The sequence below is a fragment of the Streptococcus sp. HMSC10A01 genome (assembly GCF_001807785.1).
Lineage (GTDB): Bacteria > Bacillota > Bacilli > Lactobacillales > Streptococcaceae > Streptococcus > Streptococcus gordonii.
Map to the genome: position 1 here is coordinate 77,035 of NZ_KV790961.1, position 15,933 is coordinate 92,967.

Annotated in this window: 13 protein-coding genes; 9 read left to right on the plus strand and 4 right to left on the minus strand. The window is 40.5% G+C overall.

Annotated elements, in window-relative coordinates; genetic code table 11:
* Positions 1–7: 7 nt before the first annotated feature.
* Positions 8–1,597, plus strand: a complete 1,590-nt coding sequence (gene ftsY, locus HMPREF3108_RS00385; RefSeq protein ID WP_061601754.1) for a signal recognition particle-docking protein FtsY — start codon at positions 8–10, stop codon at positions 1,595–1,597.
* Between the two features lie 45 nt (positions 1,598–1,642).
* Here ftsY and zwf read toward each other — a convergent pair whose 3' ends face one another.
* The 4 genes from zwf to HMPREF3108_RS10575 form a co-directional block, all read right to left on the minus strand.
* Positions 1,643–3,103 (minus strand): glucose-6-phosphate dehydrogenase, encoded by a 1,461-nt coding sequence (gene zwf / locus HMPREF3108_RS00390; protein WP_070492855.1) that lies wholly within the window; start codon positions 3,101–3,103, stop codon positions 1,643–1,645.
* A 131-nt stretch (positions 3,104–3,234) separates the two neighbouring features.
* Positions 3,235–4,050 (minus strand): TIGR03943 family putative permease subunit, encoded by an 816-nt coding sequence (locus HMPREF3108_RS00395; protein ID WP_048778554.1) that lies wholly within the window; start codon positions 4,048–4,050, stop codon positions 3,235–3,237.
* A complete protein-coding gene (locus tag HMPREF3108_RS00400) occupies positions 4,047–4,952 on the minus strand; it encodes a permease (RefSeq protein WP_048778557.1) in 906 nt (301 codons plus the stop codon). Before HMPREF3108_RS00400 ends, HMPREF3108_RS00395 begins: the two co-directional genes overlap by 4 nt.
* Complete coding sequence (locus tag HMPREF3108_RS10575; protein WP_020992669.1) at positions 4,949–5,086, minus strand: SPJ_0845 family protein; 138 nt, start codon at positions 5,084–5,086, stop codon at positions 4,949–4,951. Before HMPREF3108_RS10575 ends, HMPREF3108_RS00400 begins: the two co-directional genes overlap by 4 nt.
* Positions 5,087–5,256: 170 nt before the next feature.
* Between HMPREF3108_RS10575 and HMPREF3108_RS00405 the strand changes: the two genes are divergently transcribed.
* The 8 genes from HMPREF3108_RS00405 to HMPREF3108_RS00440 all read left to right on the plus strand — a co-directional run bounded on the left by HMPREF3108_RS00405 (position 5,257) and on the right by HMPREF3108_RS00440 (position 15,917).
* Positions 5,257–7,389: a Tex family protein gene (locus tag HMPREF3108_RS00405; RefSeq protein ID WP_048778560.1), complete on the plus strand. Its 2,133-nt coding sequence runs from the start codon at positions 5,257–5,259 to the stop codon at positions 7,387–7,389.
* Positions 7,376–7,816, plus strand: a complete 441-nt coding sequence (locus HMPREF3108_RS00410) for a SprT family protein (RefSeq protein ID WP_048778563.1) — start codon at positions 7,376–7,378, stop codon at positions 7,814–7,816. The genes HMPREF3108_RS00405 and HMPREF3108_RS00410 overlap by 14 nt, the downstream gene beginning before the upstream one ends.
* 167 nt (positions 7,817–7,983) lie before the next feature.
* Positions 7,984–9,645, plus strand: a complete 1,662-nt coding sequence (locus HMPREF3108_RS00415) for a ribonuclease J (protein ID WP_048778565.1) — start codon at positions 7,984–7,986, stop codon at positions 9,643–9,645.
* 50 nt (positions 9,646–9,695) lie between these two features.
* A complete protein-coding gene (locus HMPREF3108_RS00420; RefSeq protein WP_048778568.1) occupies positions 9,696–10,487 on the plus strand; it encodes an alpha/beta hydrolase in 792 nt (263 codons plus the stop codon).
* Positions 10,488–10,624: 137 nt separating this feature from the next.
* On the plus strand, positions 10,625–11,338 hold the full coding sequence (locus tag HMPREF3108_RS00425) for a matrixin family metalloprotease (RefSeq protein WP_048778570.1): 714 nt from the start codon (positions 10,625–10,627) through the stop codon (positions 11,336–11,338).
* A gap of 485 nt (positions 11,339–11,823) precedes the next feature.
* Positions 11,824–13,440 carry a M20/M25/M40 family metallo-hydrolase gene (locus HMPREF3108_RS00430; RefSeq protein ID WP_070492857.1) on the plus strand — a complete coding sequence of 539 codons (1,617 nt, stop codon included), beginning with the start codon at positions 11,824–11,826 and terminating at the stop codon, positions 13,438–13,440.
* A 115-nt stretch (positions 13,441–13,555) separates the two neighbouring features.
* Positions 13,556–14,299 (plus strand): ABC transporter ATP-binding protein, encoded by a 744-nt coding sequence (locus HMPREF3108_RS00435; protein WP_060553979.1) that lies wholly within the window; start codon positions 13,556–13,558, stop codon positions 14,297–14,299.
* Positions 14,289–15,917, plus strand: coding sequence for a hypothetical protein (locus HMPREF3108_RS00440; RefSeq protein ID WP_060553978.1), 1,629 nt, complete (start codon positions 14,289–14,291; stop codon positions 15,915–15,917). The genes HMPREF3108_RS00435 and HMPREF3108_RS00440 overlap by 11 nt, the downstream gene beginning before the upstream one ends.
* The last annotated feature ends 16 nt before the right edge of the window (positions 15,918–15,933 follow it).

Sequence of the window (15,933 nt, forward strand, 5' to 3'; positions counted from 1 at the left end):
ACAGACCATGGGCTTATTTGATCGCCTTTTTGGCAGAAAAAAAGAAAAAAAAGAAGACATCCGAGAAGAGGAGTCTGTTCAGACGGAAGTTTCTGAAACAGAGGACGCAATAGAAGAACTGGAAAATGAAAATCAGTCTCAAGTAGAAAATGCTGCTGAAGTAAGTTTACAAGAGGAGAATCAACCTTTTGAAGAAGAGGAAAAGCAGGAATTTTACGAAGAGCTAGAAGAGCGCTTAGCAGAAGACCAGGTCTTAAATGAGGTCATAGAAGACAAGACTCAAAATATATTCGAGGATCAAGAAGCGGATGAACTCCAGCAAGAAGAGACTGAAGAGAGTGTAAGCATTGCTGAAAAGTCTGAAGAAGCTCAAATAGACAATTCAAGTGAAGAAGAGCTTGCTGAAGAACCAGCCTCAGTCCAAGAAGAGTCTGAAGCAGATCAATTAGAACGTGACTCAGAAACACCAGCACTTGAAGATAGCAAGTTAGAAGACCAAGGCCCTCTAACCGTCGATGAACCAGGTCAGGCTGATGAAGATGCGAAAGACTCAAATCAAGCAGAAGCTGTTGAGGAAGAGAAGCAAGATTTACCAGATGAAGCGGAGCAAGGTCTAGATACAAGTGAAGAGGCTGAAGTTACAAAGTCAGACCAGGAAGAAGGTCATACTGAAACTGTTCAAGAAAAGTATGACCGTAGTTTGAAAAAAACTCGGACAGGATTTGGAGCTAAGCTCAATGCTTTCTTTGCTAATTTCCGTACTGTCGACGAAGACTTCTTTGAAGATTTGGAAGAGCTGTTGATTACCAGTGACGTTGGTGTGCAAGTGGCCTCTAATTTGGCAGAAGAGCTACGCTATGAGGCTAGATTGGAAAATGCTAAGAAACCTGATGCTTTACGAAAGGTTATCATAGAAAAGCTAGTTGATATCTACGAAAAAGATGGTCGTTACAATGAGAAAATTAATTTCCAAGATGGTTTGACAGTCATGCTTTTTGTCGGTGTCAATGGTGTTGGGAAAACTACATCTATCGGTAAGTTGGCCTACAAGTACAAGCAAGAAGGCAAGAAGGTTATGTTGGTAGCAGCAGACACCTTCCGGGCTGGAGCAGTAGCCCAGTTAGCGGAGTGGGGGAAACGTGTTGATGTACCTGTCGTGACTGGTCCAGAAAAGTGTGATCCAGCCAGTGTTGTTTTTGACGGTATGGAGCGCGCCCAAGCTGAAAACGTCGATATTCTGATGATTGATACTGCTGGTCGCTTGCAAAATAAAGATAATCTCATGGCTGAATTGGAAAAGATTGGCCGGATTATTAAGCGAGTCAATCCAGATGCTCCTCACGAGACTTTCCTGGCTTTAGATGCTTCAACAGGACAAAATGCCCTCGTTCAAGCCAAGGAATTTTCAAAGATTACTCCAGTTACAGGAATTGTTCTGACTAAAATTGATGGAACAGCGCGTGGGGGAGTTGTTCTCGCTATTCGCCAGGAATTGGATATCCCAGTTAAATTGATTGGATTTGGTGAGAAGATTGATGATATTGGGGAGTTCAATTCAGAGAATTTCATGCGTGGCCTTCTAGAAGGACTGCTTTAAAGATAGAAAAAGAAATCCATATTCCTTGGATTTCTTTTTCTATCTTTAATTTTGAGGGTTCCATTGCCATTCAGCTCCAAACTGAGCCAATAATTCTGCTGAAGCAGCTGGTCCCATTGTTCCAACTGCATATTCATGAAGTGGCGCTTGATTGTTTCTCCAGAGCTCTTCAATTTGATCAATTAATTTCCAGCTGGCCTTTACTTCTTCCCAGTGACTAAAGTTAGTTGAGTCATTGTTAAGTACATCAAAAATTAATTTTTCGTAAGGTTCAGGTGAAGCTCCAGAAGCAGTCGCATCTGTACGATAATCTAAAGAAATAGGGGATAAACTGAAGAGTTCACCGACTTCTTTACCATTAACACTGAGGGAGAAACCTTCTGTTGGTTGGATATAAATGGTCAGAACATTCGGTGCTAGTTTTTCACCAAAAATGGAATCCATTTGTTTGAAGACGATGTTAACATGGGTCCCTTTTTCTGTTAGACGTTTACCTGTGCGGAAAAAGAAAGGAACATCACGGAAGCGGTCACTGTCAACAAAGAAGGCACCTGAAACAAAAGTTTCAGTCATAGATTCTGGATTGACATTGGGTTCACTTCTATAAGAAATATATTTCTTACCATTGACTTTTCCAGACTTGTATTGGCCACGAATGAAATATTTTTTCAAATCTTCTTGGCTCGGTTGTGTCAAACGTTCAAAAACCTTGATTTTCTCTGCACGGATCTCATCTTTTGTAAAGCTGTTGGGTTTATCCATGGCAAGAAGAGACAGCAATTGCAAGGTATGGTTTTGGACCATATCTCTTAGGGCGCCGGATTCATCGTAATATCCGCCACGTTCTTCTACACCCAGTTTTTCGGCGAAGGTGATTTGGACATTGTCAATGTGGTCGCGGTTCCAAATATTCTCAAAAAGTGAGTTGGCAAAACGAATAGCAAAGATGCTTTGGATCATTTCCTTGCCCAGGTAATGGTCAATTCGGAAGATTTGCTCTTCATCAAAAGTTGCCAACAAGTCATCATTAAGTTGGCTAGCTGATTCCAAGTCTGTTCCAAAAGGTTTTTCGACGATCAAACGCTCAAATCCTTTGCCATCGACAATGTTTTCAGATTTGAGATGTTTGGCAATGGTTCCGAAAAACTGAGGAGCCATGGATAGGAAGAAGAGTTTATTGTGTTCTGCTTGATATTCTTCATTGAGTCGGTTTTGAAGCTTGCGTAGCTCAATGTAGTGTTCGGTATCCTGCACATCATGACTTTGATAGTAGAAGTGGCTGGCAAATTCCTGTGCTTGCTCAGGACTATCAGCTAAATCAGCGATAGACTCAACGACAACTGATTCAAAGTACTCCTTGCTCCATGGCCTGCGAGCTGTTCCGATAACAGCAAAATGCTTAGAAAGGTTGCCAGACTTATATAATCTAAAAAGTGAGGGATAGAGCTTACGTTTAGCCAAATCTCCACTAGCTCCAAAAATTGTAACAATAACTTTAGATGACATCCTAATATCCTTTTTTTCTAAAATGATGTATCTATTTTATCACAAATGCCTCAAAAATGGTAAATGACGCTACGAATAGAATTTAATTTGTCTGAGTTTAAGAAAAGAGTTAGACTACTTGTCTAACTCTTCTAAAATACTCGATAAACATAAGGATTGTCTGGTTTTTCTACCTTTTCAAAACTGGAGACCTTTAGGATAGGCAGACTCTGTCCTAAATTCTTATGGTATTGGACAGCAACCTTTCCTTTAGCATGGATCCAAGTATTGTCTTCAAAATGTTGGGTATTTCCAGTTGTCAAGAGACCATAGACTCCAGAGTCAGCAATACAGTGGATGATACCAAAGCGAAAGAGAAACTGACTTTTCTGATCGCTAGGGTCATTGTAGACAAAACCGGTAAATTCAAGCGTTTTACCAACAAATTCATCTGGATAATCATAGATAACTTCCATAACTTCCATGTAATTTTCAGTCGTGACCTGAATGGTACTTTTGTTGATATATTTCTTGGCAACTGCCCGCATTTCTTTTTCATAAGCCCCTTTTGTAAAGTAGGTGCTAGTATCCGGTTTCAGGTATTGGCTGGTTGTTCCTTCGTCCTGTTGAATAGCAGTTGAAGTTCCCTCAGCCAGCGGGAAATGAAAACCTTTAGCAGAAACTGTAGTCGAATCCAAGGTAACAGTTGGAAAGAAAATTCCTACAAAGAGTGGGATGATAAGGAGCAGTATGCTACCCAGTTTTGCCCAGCGAGTGTTTAAATGACTGTGAACCTCCATCTTCTTCATCCAGACGATGAGTTGAACCACTGCCAGAATAAATGACAGAATCATAGACAAGTATGCCAGATAGGAATAGTGGAGATTGATATATTGATTAAGCTTGCCTGTCAGTTGCAGATACATGGTGATCTCAAAGTAACCAACTAGGATTAAAAATCGAATCATAGAACCACCCCCACAAGCCAAGAATAAAGAAAGACTACAATAGTAACTAGACTGATAAATTGCCAGATAAAGCGTGTCTTAAAGTAGTTTTTCATCATCAGTAGATTCTTGACATCAAGCATAGGCCCAATGACCAAGAAAGCTAGGACTGGCGATAAGCCGAAGCTCGAAATTAAGGAGCTTCCGATGAAAGCATCAGCTTCGCTACAAAGTGAGAGCAGGAAGGACAGCATCATGAGCAGAAGAATAGCAACAGCTGGAGTCGAGCTGATAGAAGTCAGGATTCTGGTTGGCACATAGACTTGGACCAGACTGGCGAAGAGACAACCAAAGACCAGATAGCGACCGGTATCGAAAAATTCGTCAATGGCCTGCACAAAGACCTGAAAGAGCTTTTGTCCTTTGCTGAGATGTGAAAAGTCATGCTCATGAACCGCCTTGCGGTTTTCTTTTTGAATATTGCTGTCTGCAAAGAAACCTAAAAAGATCCCTAAAACAATAGCCACTACCATAGAACCTAAGGCACGAAGCAGAGCCATTCGGAAGGAATTACCAAAGGCTGAGTAGGTCGCAAATAGCACGATAGGATTGATAACAGGTGCTGTCACTAGAAAAGGAACAGCTGTGTAGCTGGGCACTTTCTTTTCTAAGAAGCGGTTAATAATGGGAACAATTCCGCACTCACAGGAGGGAAAGACAATACCGATCAAGCTTCCAAAGAAAATCCGAGCCCATTTATTTTTGGGTAAGAAGTGATAGACTTTTTCTGGAGTGACGTAAACTTCAATAAAGCCAGAAATAATACTTCCAATCAAAACAAAAGGTAGGGCTTCAATGATGATAGAGAGAAAGATAGCACCAGCCTGTAAAACGCTAGCAGGCAGATTTGAAAAGAGACTCATGCTTTTTTAGCCTTTTCTTCTGTTTCTTTTTTCTTTTTATCATCAGGGAATTCTACTTTTTCTAGCTTAGGAAGGGTTGCAAATTCCTCGAACATCTTATCTAAATCATCTGTTCTATTATATTTTACAGCCATAGGGCCACCTCATTTCTAAAATAATAATTCTATTATACTACCAAAAAGGAAAAAATGATATTTTGAGACATAGGACCTAGTTTCTAATGAGAACTTAGAGTTATAAAAGAATAATAGAAGTTTGACTTTCTGAATTTTTAAGATCAATCTTGTGGTATAATAGAAACGTTATGGAAAATATAAATATTGAAAAAATTGCCCAGAAATTTGGCCTTAAAGAAAGCCAAGTATCACAGGTCCTAGATCTGACTGCTGAGGGAAATACAATTCCTTTTATTGCTCGTTACCGTAAGGAAATGACGGGAAATCTAGATGAGGTCGAGATTAAGGCAATCATTGACTTAGATAAGAGTATGACTGCCTTGGCAGAGCGTAAAGCAACGGTCTTGGCTAAGATTGAGGAGCAGGGCAAACTAACGGATGCTCTTCGCTCTGAGATTGAGGCTGCTGAAAAGCTGGCTGATGTGGAAGAACTCTATCTGCCCTACAAGGAGAAGCGCCGTACCAAGGCTACTATTGCGCGTGAAGCAGGTCTCTTTCCTTTGGCTCGTTTAATCCTTCAGGATGCGGCTAATCTGCAGGAAGAAGCTGAGAAACTGATTAGTGAAGCCTTTCCAACAGCAGAAGCTACTCTAGCTGGAGCAGTGGATATTCTGACTGAGGCGATTTCTGAAGATACCAAGCTGCGGGCTTGGACCTACCACGAGATGCAGACTAATTCTTCTATCGTATCCAGTCTCAAAGACGGTGATTTGGATGAAAAGCAAGTCTTCCAGATTTATTATGATTTTTCTGAAAAAGTAGCGACCATGCAGGGCTACCGGACACTGGCTCTCAACCGTGGTGAGAAGCTAGGTGTTCTAAAGGTCGGTTTTGAGCACAATCTTGAGAAAATTTTGCGCTTCTTTGAAGTACGTTTCAAGGTGAAAAATGCCTATATTATTGAAGCTGTCCAGCAAGCAGTTAAAAAGAAAATCATTCCAGCTATGGAGCGTCGTATTCGGACTGAGCTGACTGAGGCTGCTGAGGATGGAGCGATTCAGCTCTTCTCAGATAACCTCCGTCATCTTCTCCTGATTGCCCCTCTCAAAGGTCGCGTGGTACTGGGCTTTGACCCAGCCTTTCGGACAGGGGCTAAGCTGGCTGTTGTGGATGCGACAGGTAAGATGTTGACGACTCATGTTATCTATCCAGTAGCGCCAGCAAAGCCAGCTCAGATTGAAGCTTCTAAGAAGGAGTTATCAGAGCTGATTGAGCAGTTTGGCGTGGAAATCATTGCCATCGGAAATGGAACTGCCAGCCGAGAAAGCGAAGCCTTTGTAGCAGAAGTTTTGAAATCTCATCCAAACGTCAGCTATGTCATCGTTAATGAAAGCGGAGCATCTGTCTACTCTGCTAGTGAACTGGCTCGTCATGAGTTTCCAGATTTGACGGTTGAAAAGCGTTCAGCTATTTCCATTGCCCGCCGTCTGCAGGATCCTTTGGCTGAGCTGGTCAAGATTGATCCTAAGTCTATCGGGGTTGGCCAGTACCAGCATGATGTCAGCCAGAAAAAACTGTCTGAAAGTCTGGACTTTGTCGTTGATACCGTGGTTAACCAAGTAGGAGTCAATATCAACACCGCAAGTCCTGCACTGCTGGCCCATGTAGCTGGTCTCAATAAAACTATCTCAGAAAATATTGTCAAATATCGCGAAACGGAAGGCTTGATTCGGTCTCGCGAAGCTATCAAGAAAGTGCCACGTCTGGGCGCAAAAGCCTTTGAACAGGCAGCAGGCTTCCTGCGTATTCCCGAAAGTGAGAACCTGCTAGACAATACGGGCGTTCACCCAGAGTCTTATAAGGCAGTGGAGGAGCTCTTTAAGAGTCTGGAAATCAGTAGTTTGGATGAAGTGGCTCAAGCTAAATTAAAGGCTGTTCAGACTGCTAGTTTGGCTGCAGAGCTAGGCTTGGGAGAAGAAACCCTCAAAGATATTATTGCGGATTTGCTCAAGCCTGGCCGAGATTTGCGTGATTCCTTTGACGCGCCAGTTCTGCGGCAGGATGTCTTGGATATCAAGGACCTGCGCATCGGTCAAAAGCTGGAAGGTGTCGTACGGAATGTCGTCGATTTCGGAGCTTTTGTGGATATTGGTATCCACGAAGATGGTCTCATCCATATTTCTAAGATCAGTAAAAACTTTGTTAAGCATCCAAGTCAAGTCCTGTCTGTTGGTGATTTGGTCACTGTTTGGGTGGATAAGCTAGATGTGGAACGGGAGAAGGTCAACCTTTCTCTGGTAGCACCAAATGAATCTAACTAACTATGTCAAGCAGGTTTCGCTGGAAGATTTCGGTTGGGAATTCCGCCATCAAGCTTTTTGGAATAAGCATCTTCGGACGACTGGTGGGCGCTTCTTTCCCAAAGATGGTCATCTGGATTTCAATCCTAAAATCTATGAAACTTTTGGACTGGAGACCTTTCGAAAGATTGTCCGCCATGAGCTAGCTCATTATCATCTCTATTATCAGGGCAAGGGGTATCGTCATAAGGATAGAGATTTTAAGGAACTGCTTAAACAGGTAGGAGGCTTGCGCTATACACCTAGTATTTCTAGTCCAGAAGGCAAATTACATTACCAATGCCAGCAATGCCGTGCAGATTTTTATCGACAAAGACGGATTGATCTTAAGAAATACTGTTGTGGTCGCTGTAAAGGAAAATTACGATTATTAAAGCAAGAAAGATAGAAATTCTATCTTTTTTGTTTGCAGTAGACTAACCTCATTTTTGAAAAAAGAGTGAAAAAGTTGTATAATATAGGGGATATGCAGCGAAAGTTGCAAGACTGTAATTCGACTTGGATTCCAAGGACCGTTAGTAATAAAATATAAATGTATGGAAGGATACAAAATTAATGAGTAAAGTGAAAATCATCGCTTTAGGTGGTGTCAGAGAGAATGGTAAAAATCTCTATATCGCCGAGGTGGATGAATCAATTTTTGTTTTGGACGCAGGTCTAAAATATCCAGAAAATGAGCAGTTAGGTGTCGATGTGGTGATTCCTAACATGGATTACCTCTTTGAAAATAGCGATAGAATTGCAGGTGTCTTCCTGACCCATGGTCACGCGGATGCTATTGGAGCTTTGCCTTATCTTTTGGCGGAAACCAAGGTGCCTGTATTCGGTTCAGAACTGACTATTGAGCTGGCTAAACTTTTTGTTAAAAATAATGATGTTGTTAAGAGATTTAATGACTTTCATGTGATTGATGAAAATACAGAAATTGAGTTTGGAAATGTGGTTGTTTCCTTCTTTAGAACGACTCACTCGATACCAGAGAGCTTGGGTATTGTGATAAAGACTGATGAAGGAAATATTGTTTACACAGGCGATTTCAAGTTTGACCAATCAGCTAGCCAGTCTTATGCGACTGATTTTGGACGCTTGGCTGAGATTGGACGGGAAGGTGTATTAGCTCTCCTTAGTGATTCTGCTAATGCAGACAGTAATGTTCAAGTAGCAAGCGAAAGTGAAGTGGGCGATGAAATTATGCACACTATTGGCGACTGGGATGGCCGTGTAATTGTGGCTGCAGTAGCCAGCAACCTTTCTCGGATTCAGCAGGTCTTTGATGCTGCAGCTGATACTGGACGGCGTGTTGTCTTGACAGGTTTTGATGTTGAGAACATTGTCCGCACAGCCATTCGTTTGAAGAAGCTTTCTTTAGCAGATGAACGTCTCTTGATCAAGCCAAAAGAAATGTCTAAGTTCGAAGACCATGAGCTGATTATTCTGGAGACAGGTCGGATGGGTGAACCTATCAACGGCTTACGCAAAATGTCAATTGGTCGTCACCGTTATGTGGAAATCAAAGAGGGTGACCTAGTTTATATTGTAACGACACCATCTATTGCTAAAGAAGCAGTTGTTGCCCGAGTAGAAAATATGATCTACCAGGCAGGCGGAATCGTGAAATTGATTACCCAGCATTTACGTGTATCTGGTCATGGAAATGCTCGTGATTTACAATTGTTGCTCAATCTTTTGAAGCCTCAATTCCTTTTCCCAATTCAAGGAGAATACCGCGAGCTGGATGCTCATGCTCGAGCTGCTATGGAAATTGGTATCTTACCTGAGCGGATTTTCATTCCAAAACGCGGAACCATTATGGAATATGACCGTGGAGATTTTGTTCCAGCTGGCTCAGTGTCAGCAGGAGACGTCCTTATTGATGGAAATGCTATTGGCGATGTTGGCAATATTGTCCTCAGAGACCGCAAGGTCTTATCAGAAGACGGAATCTTTATCGTTGCAATCAGTGTGAATCGTCGGGAGAAAAAAATTATTTCCAAGGCTAAAGTTCATACTCGTGGTTTTATTTATATCAAAAAGAGCCGTGATATTTTGATAGAAAGTGCCGAATTAATTAATAAAACAGTTGAGGACTATCTAGCAAAAGATGAATTTGATTGGAGTGAACTAAAAGGAAACGTTCGCGATGTACTTTCAAAATATCTCTTCGAACAGACCAAACGTCGCCCGGCTATTTTACCAGTAGTGATGGAAGTAAAATAAATGAATAACAGCCTTTAGGCTGTTTTTAAATCATAGAATAGGAGACTAAGATGGCTTTTCTTGAAATTGAATATAATTCCAAAGTTTTAGAAATGGAAAGACATGTCAATGTTATCTATCCAGATGCCAGTGAGATTGATCCAGTCCTAGTAGAAGATAAAGATATTCCAGTTTTATATCTTCTGCACGGGATGGGGGGGAATGAAAATTCCTGGCGTAAGAGAACCAATATTGAACGTTTGTTGAGACACACGAATTTGATTGTTGTGATGCCCTCAACTGACTTGGCCTGGTATACAAATACAAACTACGGGCACCGTTATTATGACGCCATAGTTAAAGAGTTGCCCGAGGTCTTACAGCGTTTCTTTCCAAATATGAGCCGTAAGCGGGAGAAAACTTTTATTGCGGGGCTTTCGATGGGAGGATACGGAGCCTATAAAATTGCTTTGAAAACCAATCGTTTTTCTTATGCAGCTTCCTTTTCTGGTGCTCTTGGTTTAGGAATTGATGGGACTAGTCTTGATGATCTTCCTGGTGACAATCGTGCTTACTGGGAAGGGGTCTTTGGCAACTTGGATTCTCCTGATATGAAGCAACACTTTTTAACAAGTATGGTAGCAGAGTCAGACAAGAAAACTAAGTTTTATGCTTGGTGTGGAGAGCAAGATTTTCTCTATAAGGCTAACCAAGTAGCTGTCAAAGAGTTGAAGAAACTTGGCTTAAAACTGGATTACAAACATAGTCCTGGTAAGCATGAATGGTATTATTGGGAAAAGCAACTGGAATATCTCTTAGAGTGGTTGCCGATTGACTATAAGCCAGAAGAGCGTTTGTCATAAAATTAGAGACGAGTAGAAAGTGGGTAGAAGTCGTTGATTTATCTAGTGAAATCCACTTTCTTCTATTTGTATCTTTAGAAAACTTTAAGCAAGGTCTTTTATAATCTGTTTCTATCTAGGAGTGAGAGGAGGCGAGAATGAGATTTCTTTTAAACCTTTTTCATTTTATATGGCGAATGTTCTGGCGCCTTGTATGGGCAGGAATCGTAGCTTTTATTATCTTAGTGAGCGTTCTCTATTTAACGAATCCTAGTCAAACTGGACTACCGGCTATAAGACAGGCTGTACAGACAGCGGTTAATCAGTTAGATACTTTTTTAGATCAACAAGGTATTCACACTGGCCTTGGTCAAAATGTTCAGAATCTGGGAGAGCATTTAACTGATGAACATGTAGCGAGTTCGGATGGAGCACGTTGGGAAACTGCTAGAGCGACAGTTTATATTGAGACGGAAAATCCTACTTTTCGAGCAGCTTATCAGGAGGCGATGAAGTCTTGGAATGCAACAGGAGCCTTTACTTTTCAACTTGTAGAGGATAAAAGCCAAGCTAATATCATCGCTACTGAAATGAATGATAGTACTATTACGGCAGCTGGAGAAGCTGAGTCTCAGACAAATGTCTTGACCAAGCGTTTTACTAAAGTAACTGTTCGTTTGAATGCTTATTATCTTTTGAACAGCTACTACGGATATTCTCATGAAAGGATTGTGAACACAGCAGCTCATGAGTTGGGCCATGCCATTGGGCTGGACCATAATGAGTCGGAGTCTGTCATGCAGTCAGCAGGATCTTTCTATAGTATACAGCCAATAGATATCCAAGCTGTTAAGGAATTATACCAAGACTAAAGACAGAAATATTTAAGTTCAGAAGAAATGTTATTCCCCTCTCCTTTTGAAGGAGAGGGGCTTTTCAATTCAAAGACTCGAGCTAAGATCTATTTTTCTTTTATCTAGATCACAGAATTAGGCATCTTTCATTTCTTTCTAAGAAAACTATTTTATCCTTGGAAAAGTTGGATTGGATGGTAGAGGAAAAGCCAGCGAGTTAACAAAAATGTGAGTAGTTATGATAGATTCGTGACGTATTCAGATTTGATTGTCCTTTTAATTTAGAGTTGTGGGATAGAAAAAGAGCTAGTAGCTTTTCTAGTTGGTCGATTTAAGAAGATGAAATACTGATGATAAATCTCTCCTTAGTCTGATACTTTTAGGTTGCGTAATTTTTTATTTTTGTTTAAAATAATACCTATTTTTCCTTGTTAATTGAAAGTCTGAGTGCTACAATATAGGCAAAATAGAAGAAAGACAGGTTCTCTGTTCAGGTGAAGAAAATGAAGGAAAGAATAGCTGATATATTTCAAAAAAGTATGGCCATTAAAAGCTTTACTCACACTGCTTTCGAACGGGATATCGAAAATTTTTTGATGAACTATATAGGACAAATCCCTTATTTTCAAACTCATCCAGAACTTTTTGGCTCTTGTCCGATTCCTGAGGATGGTTTGGGGCGTAGTATTAATTGGGCCTTGGTGCGTCGTGATTCGGCTGATACAGTCATACTTTTCCATCATCACGATACAGTGGATACGGAAGACTTTGGTTCGTTGAAAGACTTGGCTTTTGATAATCAGGCACTGAAAGAAAAGCTAAAGGAAGAGTCTATACATCAGGATGTCCTGGCTGATATCGTTTCAGGAGACTGGCAATTTGGTAGAGGTTCCTGTGATATGAAGGCAGCCCTAGCCCTGCAGTTGGGGGTCTTAGAGGAATACTCGTCTGTCTCCACAGGCCAAGCAAACTTGCTTTATTTGTCTGTTGGCGATGAGGAAGCGTATTCTCAAGGGATGAGGGCAGCTGTTGGCTTGCTCTATGATTTAAAAGAGCGCTTTGATCTTAATTACATTCTTGCTATTGATTCGGAACCTTTTGAAAGTACATCTGAATCAGAAAAGGTCCTGCATGTTGGGACAGTTGGGAAATTGATGCCCTTGATCGTGACCCAGGGTTTGCTTTCTCATATGAAAGAACCATTAAAAGGTGTGAATGCGATTTCTCTTTTAGCTAAAATTGTTGAAAAAATAGACTTAAATCCTTTGCTATCTGATGCAGCTTATGGAGAACAGTCCCCCTTACCTTCTTGGTCATTTATGAGAGACCTAAAAGAGCAATATGATGTGTCAACGGTCCTACGTGCAGCTGGATATTTTAGTCTTCTGTATCTGGATAAAAGTCCTCAAGACTTGTTGAATCTGATCCAAGGACTGATGCAAGAAGCACTAGACGAATTTTATGATAAGTATACCAAATTGCAGGATCAATATCAGGAAAGCAAATCAATGGCTAAGCCAAGGGTGCTAACCTATCAAGACTTGTTAGAAGAATGCCAAAAGAAGGCTGGTTTTAAAGACTTTATGGAAGGGGTCAATCAGGAAGCTAAAGTAGAATTACAAAAGGGCTTGTCCTATCAAGAAGTTACTCTGTCCAATGTTCAAAAAGTTCTTGATTTTTACGATAAGAAAGAAGCCTTGGCTGTACTTGCCGTTGCTCCACCTTATTACCCAACAATGAATAGCAGACGACTTCAAGAACAGGATCTTGACATGGATCGATTCATTTCTTTCTATCAGAATTATTTAGCAAATAAGGGGAGTTACCAGTTGAAAGTTGAAGAGTTTTTCATGGGCATTTGTGATATGAGTTACTGTGCTTTGGAGAAGCCTTTGAGTGACTATCAATCTCTTCTGAACAGTATGGCAGTCTCAAAAGAGATTTACCCGCTTGATTTGGAAAAAATTGCTAGTATTAATGTTGCTGCTGTAAATTTGGGGCCTTGGGGCAAGGACTTACACCAGTTGACAGAACGGGTCTATGAGGAAGATATGTTAGATACCATACCAGCTTTCTTTCTCTATCTTTTAGAACACCTTGACGAAGTCAAAAGGAACTAATTCAGCCTTTTCATTGTGTAATAGAGGAAAAAACGAACATTATCGTTATAAGAGAGACAAACAATTTTAAAAGATATATAATAAATATATTATAAATAAGAGCGGAGGAACTCTGATGATTGAATTTAAAAATGTAACCAAAGATTATGATGGCCATCTGGCCCTTAGGAATCTAAACTTGACCATTCAAAATGGTGAAATTGTCGGTCTGATTGGTCATAATGGTGCAGGAAAATCAACGACAATCAAGTCACTAGTCAGTGTCATTAATCCAACGAGTGGTCAAATCATTGTTGACGGACAAGAGTTGTCTGCTAACCGACTGGCCATCAAGAAAAAAATTGGTTATGTCGCCGACTCACCAGACCTCTTTCTTCGTCTAACAGCTAATGAATTCTGGGAGTTAGTAGCTACATCTTACGATATGAATGAAGCTGACTGTGAGGAACGATTACAGTACTTGTTGGAAACATTTGATTTTGCAGATCATCGATATGAGGTCATCGAATCCTTCTCACATGGTATGCGTCAAAAAGTTTTCGTCATTGGTGCTCTACTTTCTGACCCGGATATCTGGGTATTGGACGAGCCCTTGACAGGTTTGGATCCTCAAGCGGCATTTGATCTTAAGAACATGATGCGGGAGCATGCAGATAAGGGAAATACTGTTATCTTTTCAACCCATGTCCTAGAAGTAGCTGAGCAACTCTGTGATCGTTTGGCCATCTTGAAAAAAGGAGAGTTAATTTTTTATGGAACGATCGAAGAACTCAAGTCCCAACACCCTGAGCAAAGTCTAGAGACTATTTATCTGGGCTTGGCTGGACGGAAAGAAGAGGTGGTCCACGATGCGCTTTAAAGCCTTAAAAAGTTTAATTCGGACGAATATTATTTATACAACACCCCCGTCAAGTCTCACACGCTTTCGTCAGAAGCAAGCAAAAAAGCCGGACAAGAAAATCAATGTTTCTAGACAGTTGATTATGACCCACTTGTTTACAAGTTTACTTTATCTTCTTATCTTTGGAGTGATGAGTGCCTTTTATCCTTTAGTAGACCATCCAGGAATCTTTACCAATATGGTATCTATTTTTAGTCTGATGGTTCTATCACAGGGGTTCTTATCTTTCTATAACGTTTTCTATGAAAGTAAGGACTTGCAGTCTTATCGACCCTATGCTTTTAGTGAAGCAGAAATCATGATTGGGAAGAGTATCTCTGTTGTTCTGACGGTTTTGCTTGGAGCTCTTCCGATTTTAGCTTATTTCATAAATCTTCAGATTCAAAGTGGGAATCCTTTTTGGCTGGCTATTCCAATCGTTCTGATTTCGCTAGTGGTTTTGGGATCTGTTCTGGCTTTCGGGATTTTGACAGCTGTTCATTTTATTACTAAAACTTCTGTCTTCCGTCAGCATAAGCAAGTAGCCTCTAATATTCTTTTGGGAGTGACCAATCTCTTGATTTTTGGATCAATTATTTTGGTCAATACTCAAAATAGAGAATTACTTCTTAAAGATACTGGTAGCTATTTGCCACCGATGGAAGCCTTTTATTATTTTGGTGTTACTCCTTTTGCGCCCCAATCTCTTATTGGAATTGGTGCCTGGGCCTTGGTTGCCGCGCTTCTATTTTCAATCGTAAAATGGAAGGTTCTACCAGAGTTTTATGAAGCGGCTTTGAAAACTTCTGAGACTGTTAATAAGAAACAACGTGTTCGTAAATTTCAACTTGGAAATCAGAAGTCATTCCCTCGCTTTGTTTGGAGCTATCAGCTTAGCTTGATCAGTGACGGTTCTGTTTTTCTTCAATCAGTCTTTATGTCTAGTGTTATGCCTTATCTCTTCATACTTCCTGGACTAATGGGCTTTATTCAGGGAGGAGGATTTGAGCTTAGCCCGTACTTAACACCGAAGTTTCTGTTACCATTGATGTTGATCACGGTGTTCATTGCTACTTTTAATGCAGGTTCGACCAACTTAACTATGATTGGGATTTCCTTGGAGCGCGAGAATTTTTCCTATTTGAAAGTACTTCCCTTTGATATGAAAGCATATCTTCGCTTAAAATTCTGGTATCTTTTCTTGATCCAGTCAATCTTGCCACTCTTGATATTTGTAGTGGTCAACCTATTATTGGGCACCCATTTGTTATCTCTTTTGGTTATGGTCCTTGTCTGGATCAGTAATTGTTTAGCATGGAGTATCTGGGGCTTCCAACGGGACAATCGTCTCTTGGTTACCAACTGGTCTAATGTCACAGAATTATTCAACCGATCTAACAATACTCTAAAGACAATGATTGCTTTTCTAATCTTATTTGTTTTTATTGCTGCAATTGGTGGTTCCTATGCCTTGATATTCTATCTAAAAGAAGCAGTAGTCTATGGTATTACCTTAGGATTTTTCCTTATTATCATGGTTCTTTCTGGTGTTCTTTATTTTCACTATGCAAATAAATTTAAAAAGGCTCTTGAATGAGAGCCTTTTTGTTATG

Excerpts from the sequence above, each read along its gene's own strand:
- ftsY (WP_061601754.1), top strand. The coding sequence starts at position 8 with ATGGGCTTATTTGATCGCCTTTTTGGCAGAAAAAAAGAAAAAAAAGAA.
- zwf (WP_070492855.1), bottom strand. The coding sequence starts at position 3,103 with ATGTCATCTAAAGTTATTGTTACAATTTTTGGAGCTAGTGGAGATTTG.
- HMPREF3108_RS00395 (WP_048778554.1), bottom strand. The coding sequence starts at position 4,050 with ATGATTCGATTTTTAATCCTAGTTGGTTACTTTGAGATCACCATGTAT.
- HMPREF3108_RS00400 (WP_048778557.1), bottom strand. The coding sequence starts at position 4,952 with ATGAGTCTCTTTTCAAATCTGCCTGCTAGCGTTTTACAGGCTGGTGCT.
- HMPREF3108_RS10575 (WP_020992669.1), bottom strand. The coding sequence starts at position 5,086 with ATGGCTGTAAAATATAATAGAACAGATGATTTAGATAAGATGTTCGAG.
- HMPREF3108_RS00405 (WP_048778560.1), top strand. The coding sequence starts at position 5,257 with ATGGAAAATATAAATATTGAAAAAATTGCCCAGAAATTTGGCCTTAAA.
- HMPREF3108_RS00410 (WP_048778563.1), top strand. The coding sequence starts at position 7,376 with ATGAATCTAACTAACTATGTCAAGCAGGTTTCGCTGGAAGATTTCGGT.
- HMPREF3108_RS00415 (WP_048778565.1), top strand. The coding sequence starts at position 7,984 with ATGAGTAAAGTGAAAATCATCGCTTTAGGTGGTGTCAGAGAGAATGGT.
- HMPREF3108_RS00420 (WP_048778568.1), top strand. The coding sequence starts at position 9,696 with ATGGCTTTTCTTGAAATTGAATATAATTCCAAAGTTTTAGAAATGGAA.
- HMPREF3108_RS00425 (WP_048778570.1), top strand. The coding sequence starts at position 10,625 with ATGAGATTTCTTTTAAACCTTTTTCATTTTATATGGCGAATGTTCTGG.
- HMPREF3108_RS00430 (WP_070492857.1), top strand. The coding sequence starts at position 11,824 with ATGAAGGAAAGAATAGCTGATATATTTCAAAAAAGTATGGCCATTAAA.
- HMPREF3108_RS00435 (WP_060553979.1), top strand. The coding sequence starts at position 13,556 with ATGATTGAATTTAAAAATGTAACCAAAGATTATGATGGCCATCTGGCC.
- HMPREF3108_RS00440 (WP_060553978.1), top strand. The coding sequence starts at position 14,289 with ATGCGCTTTAAAGCCTTAAAAAGTTTAATTCGGACGAATATTATTTAT.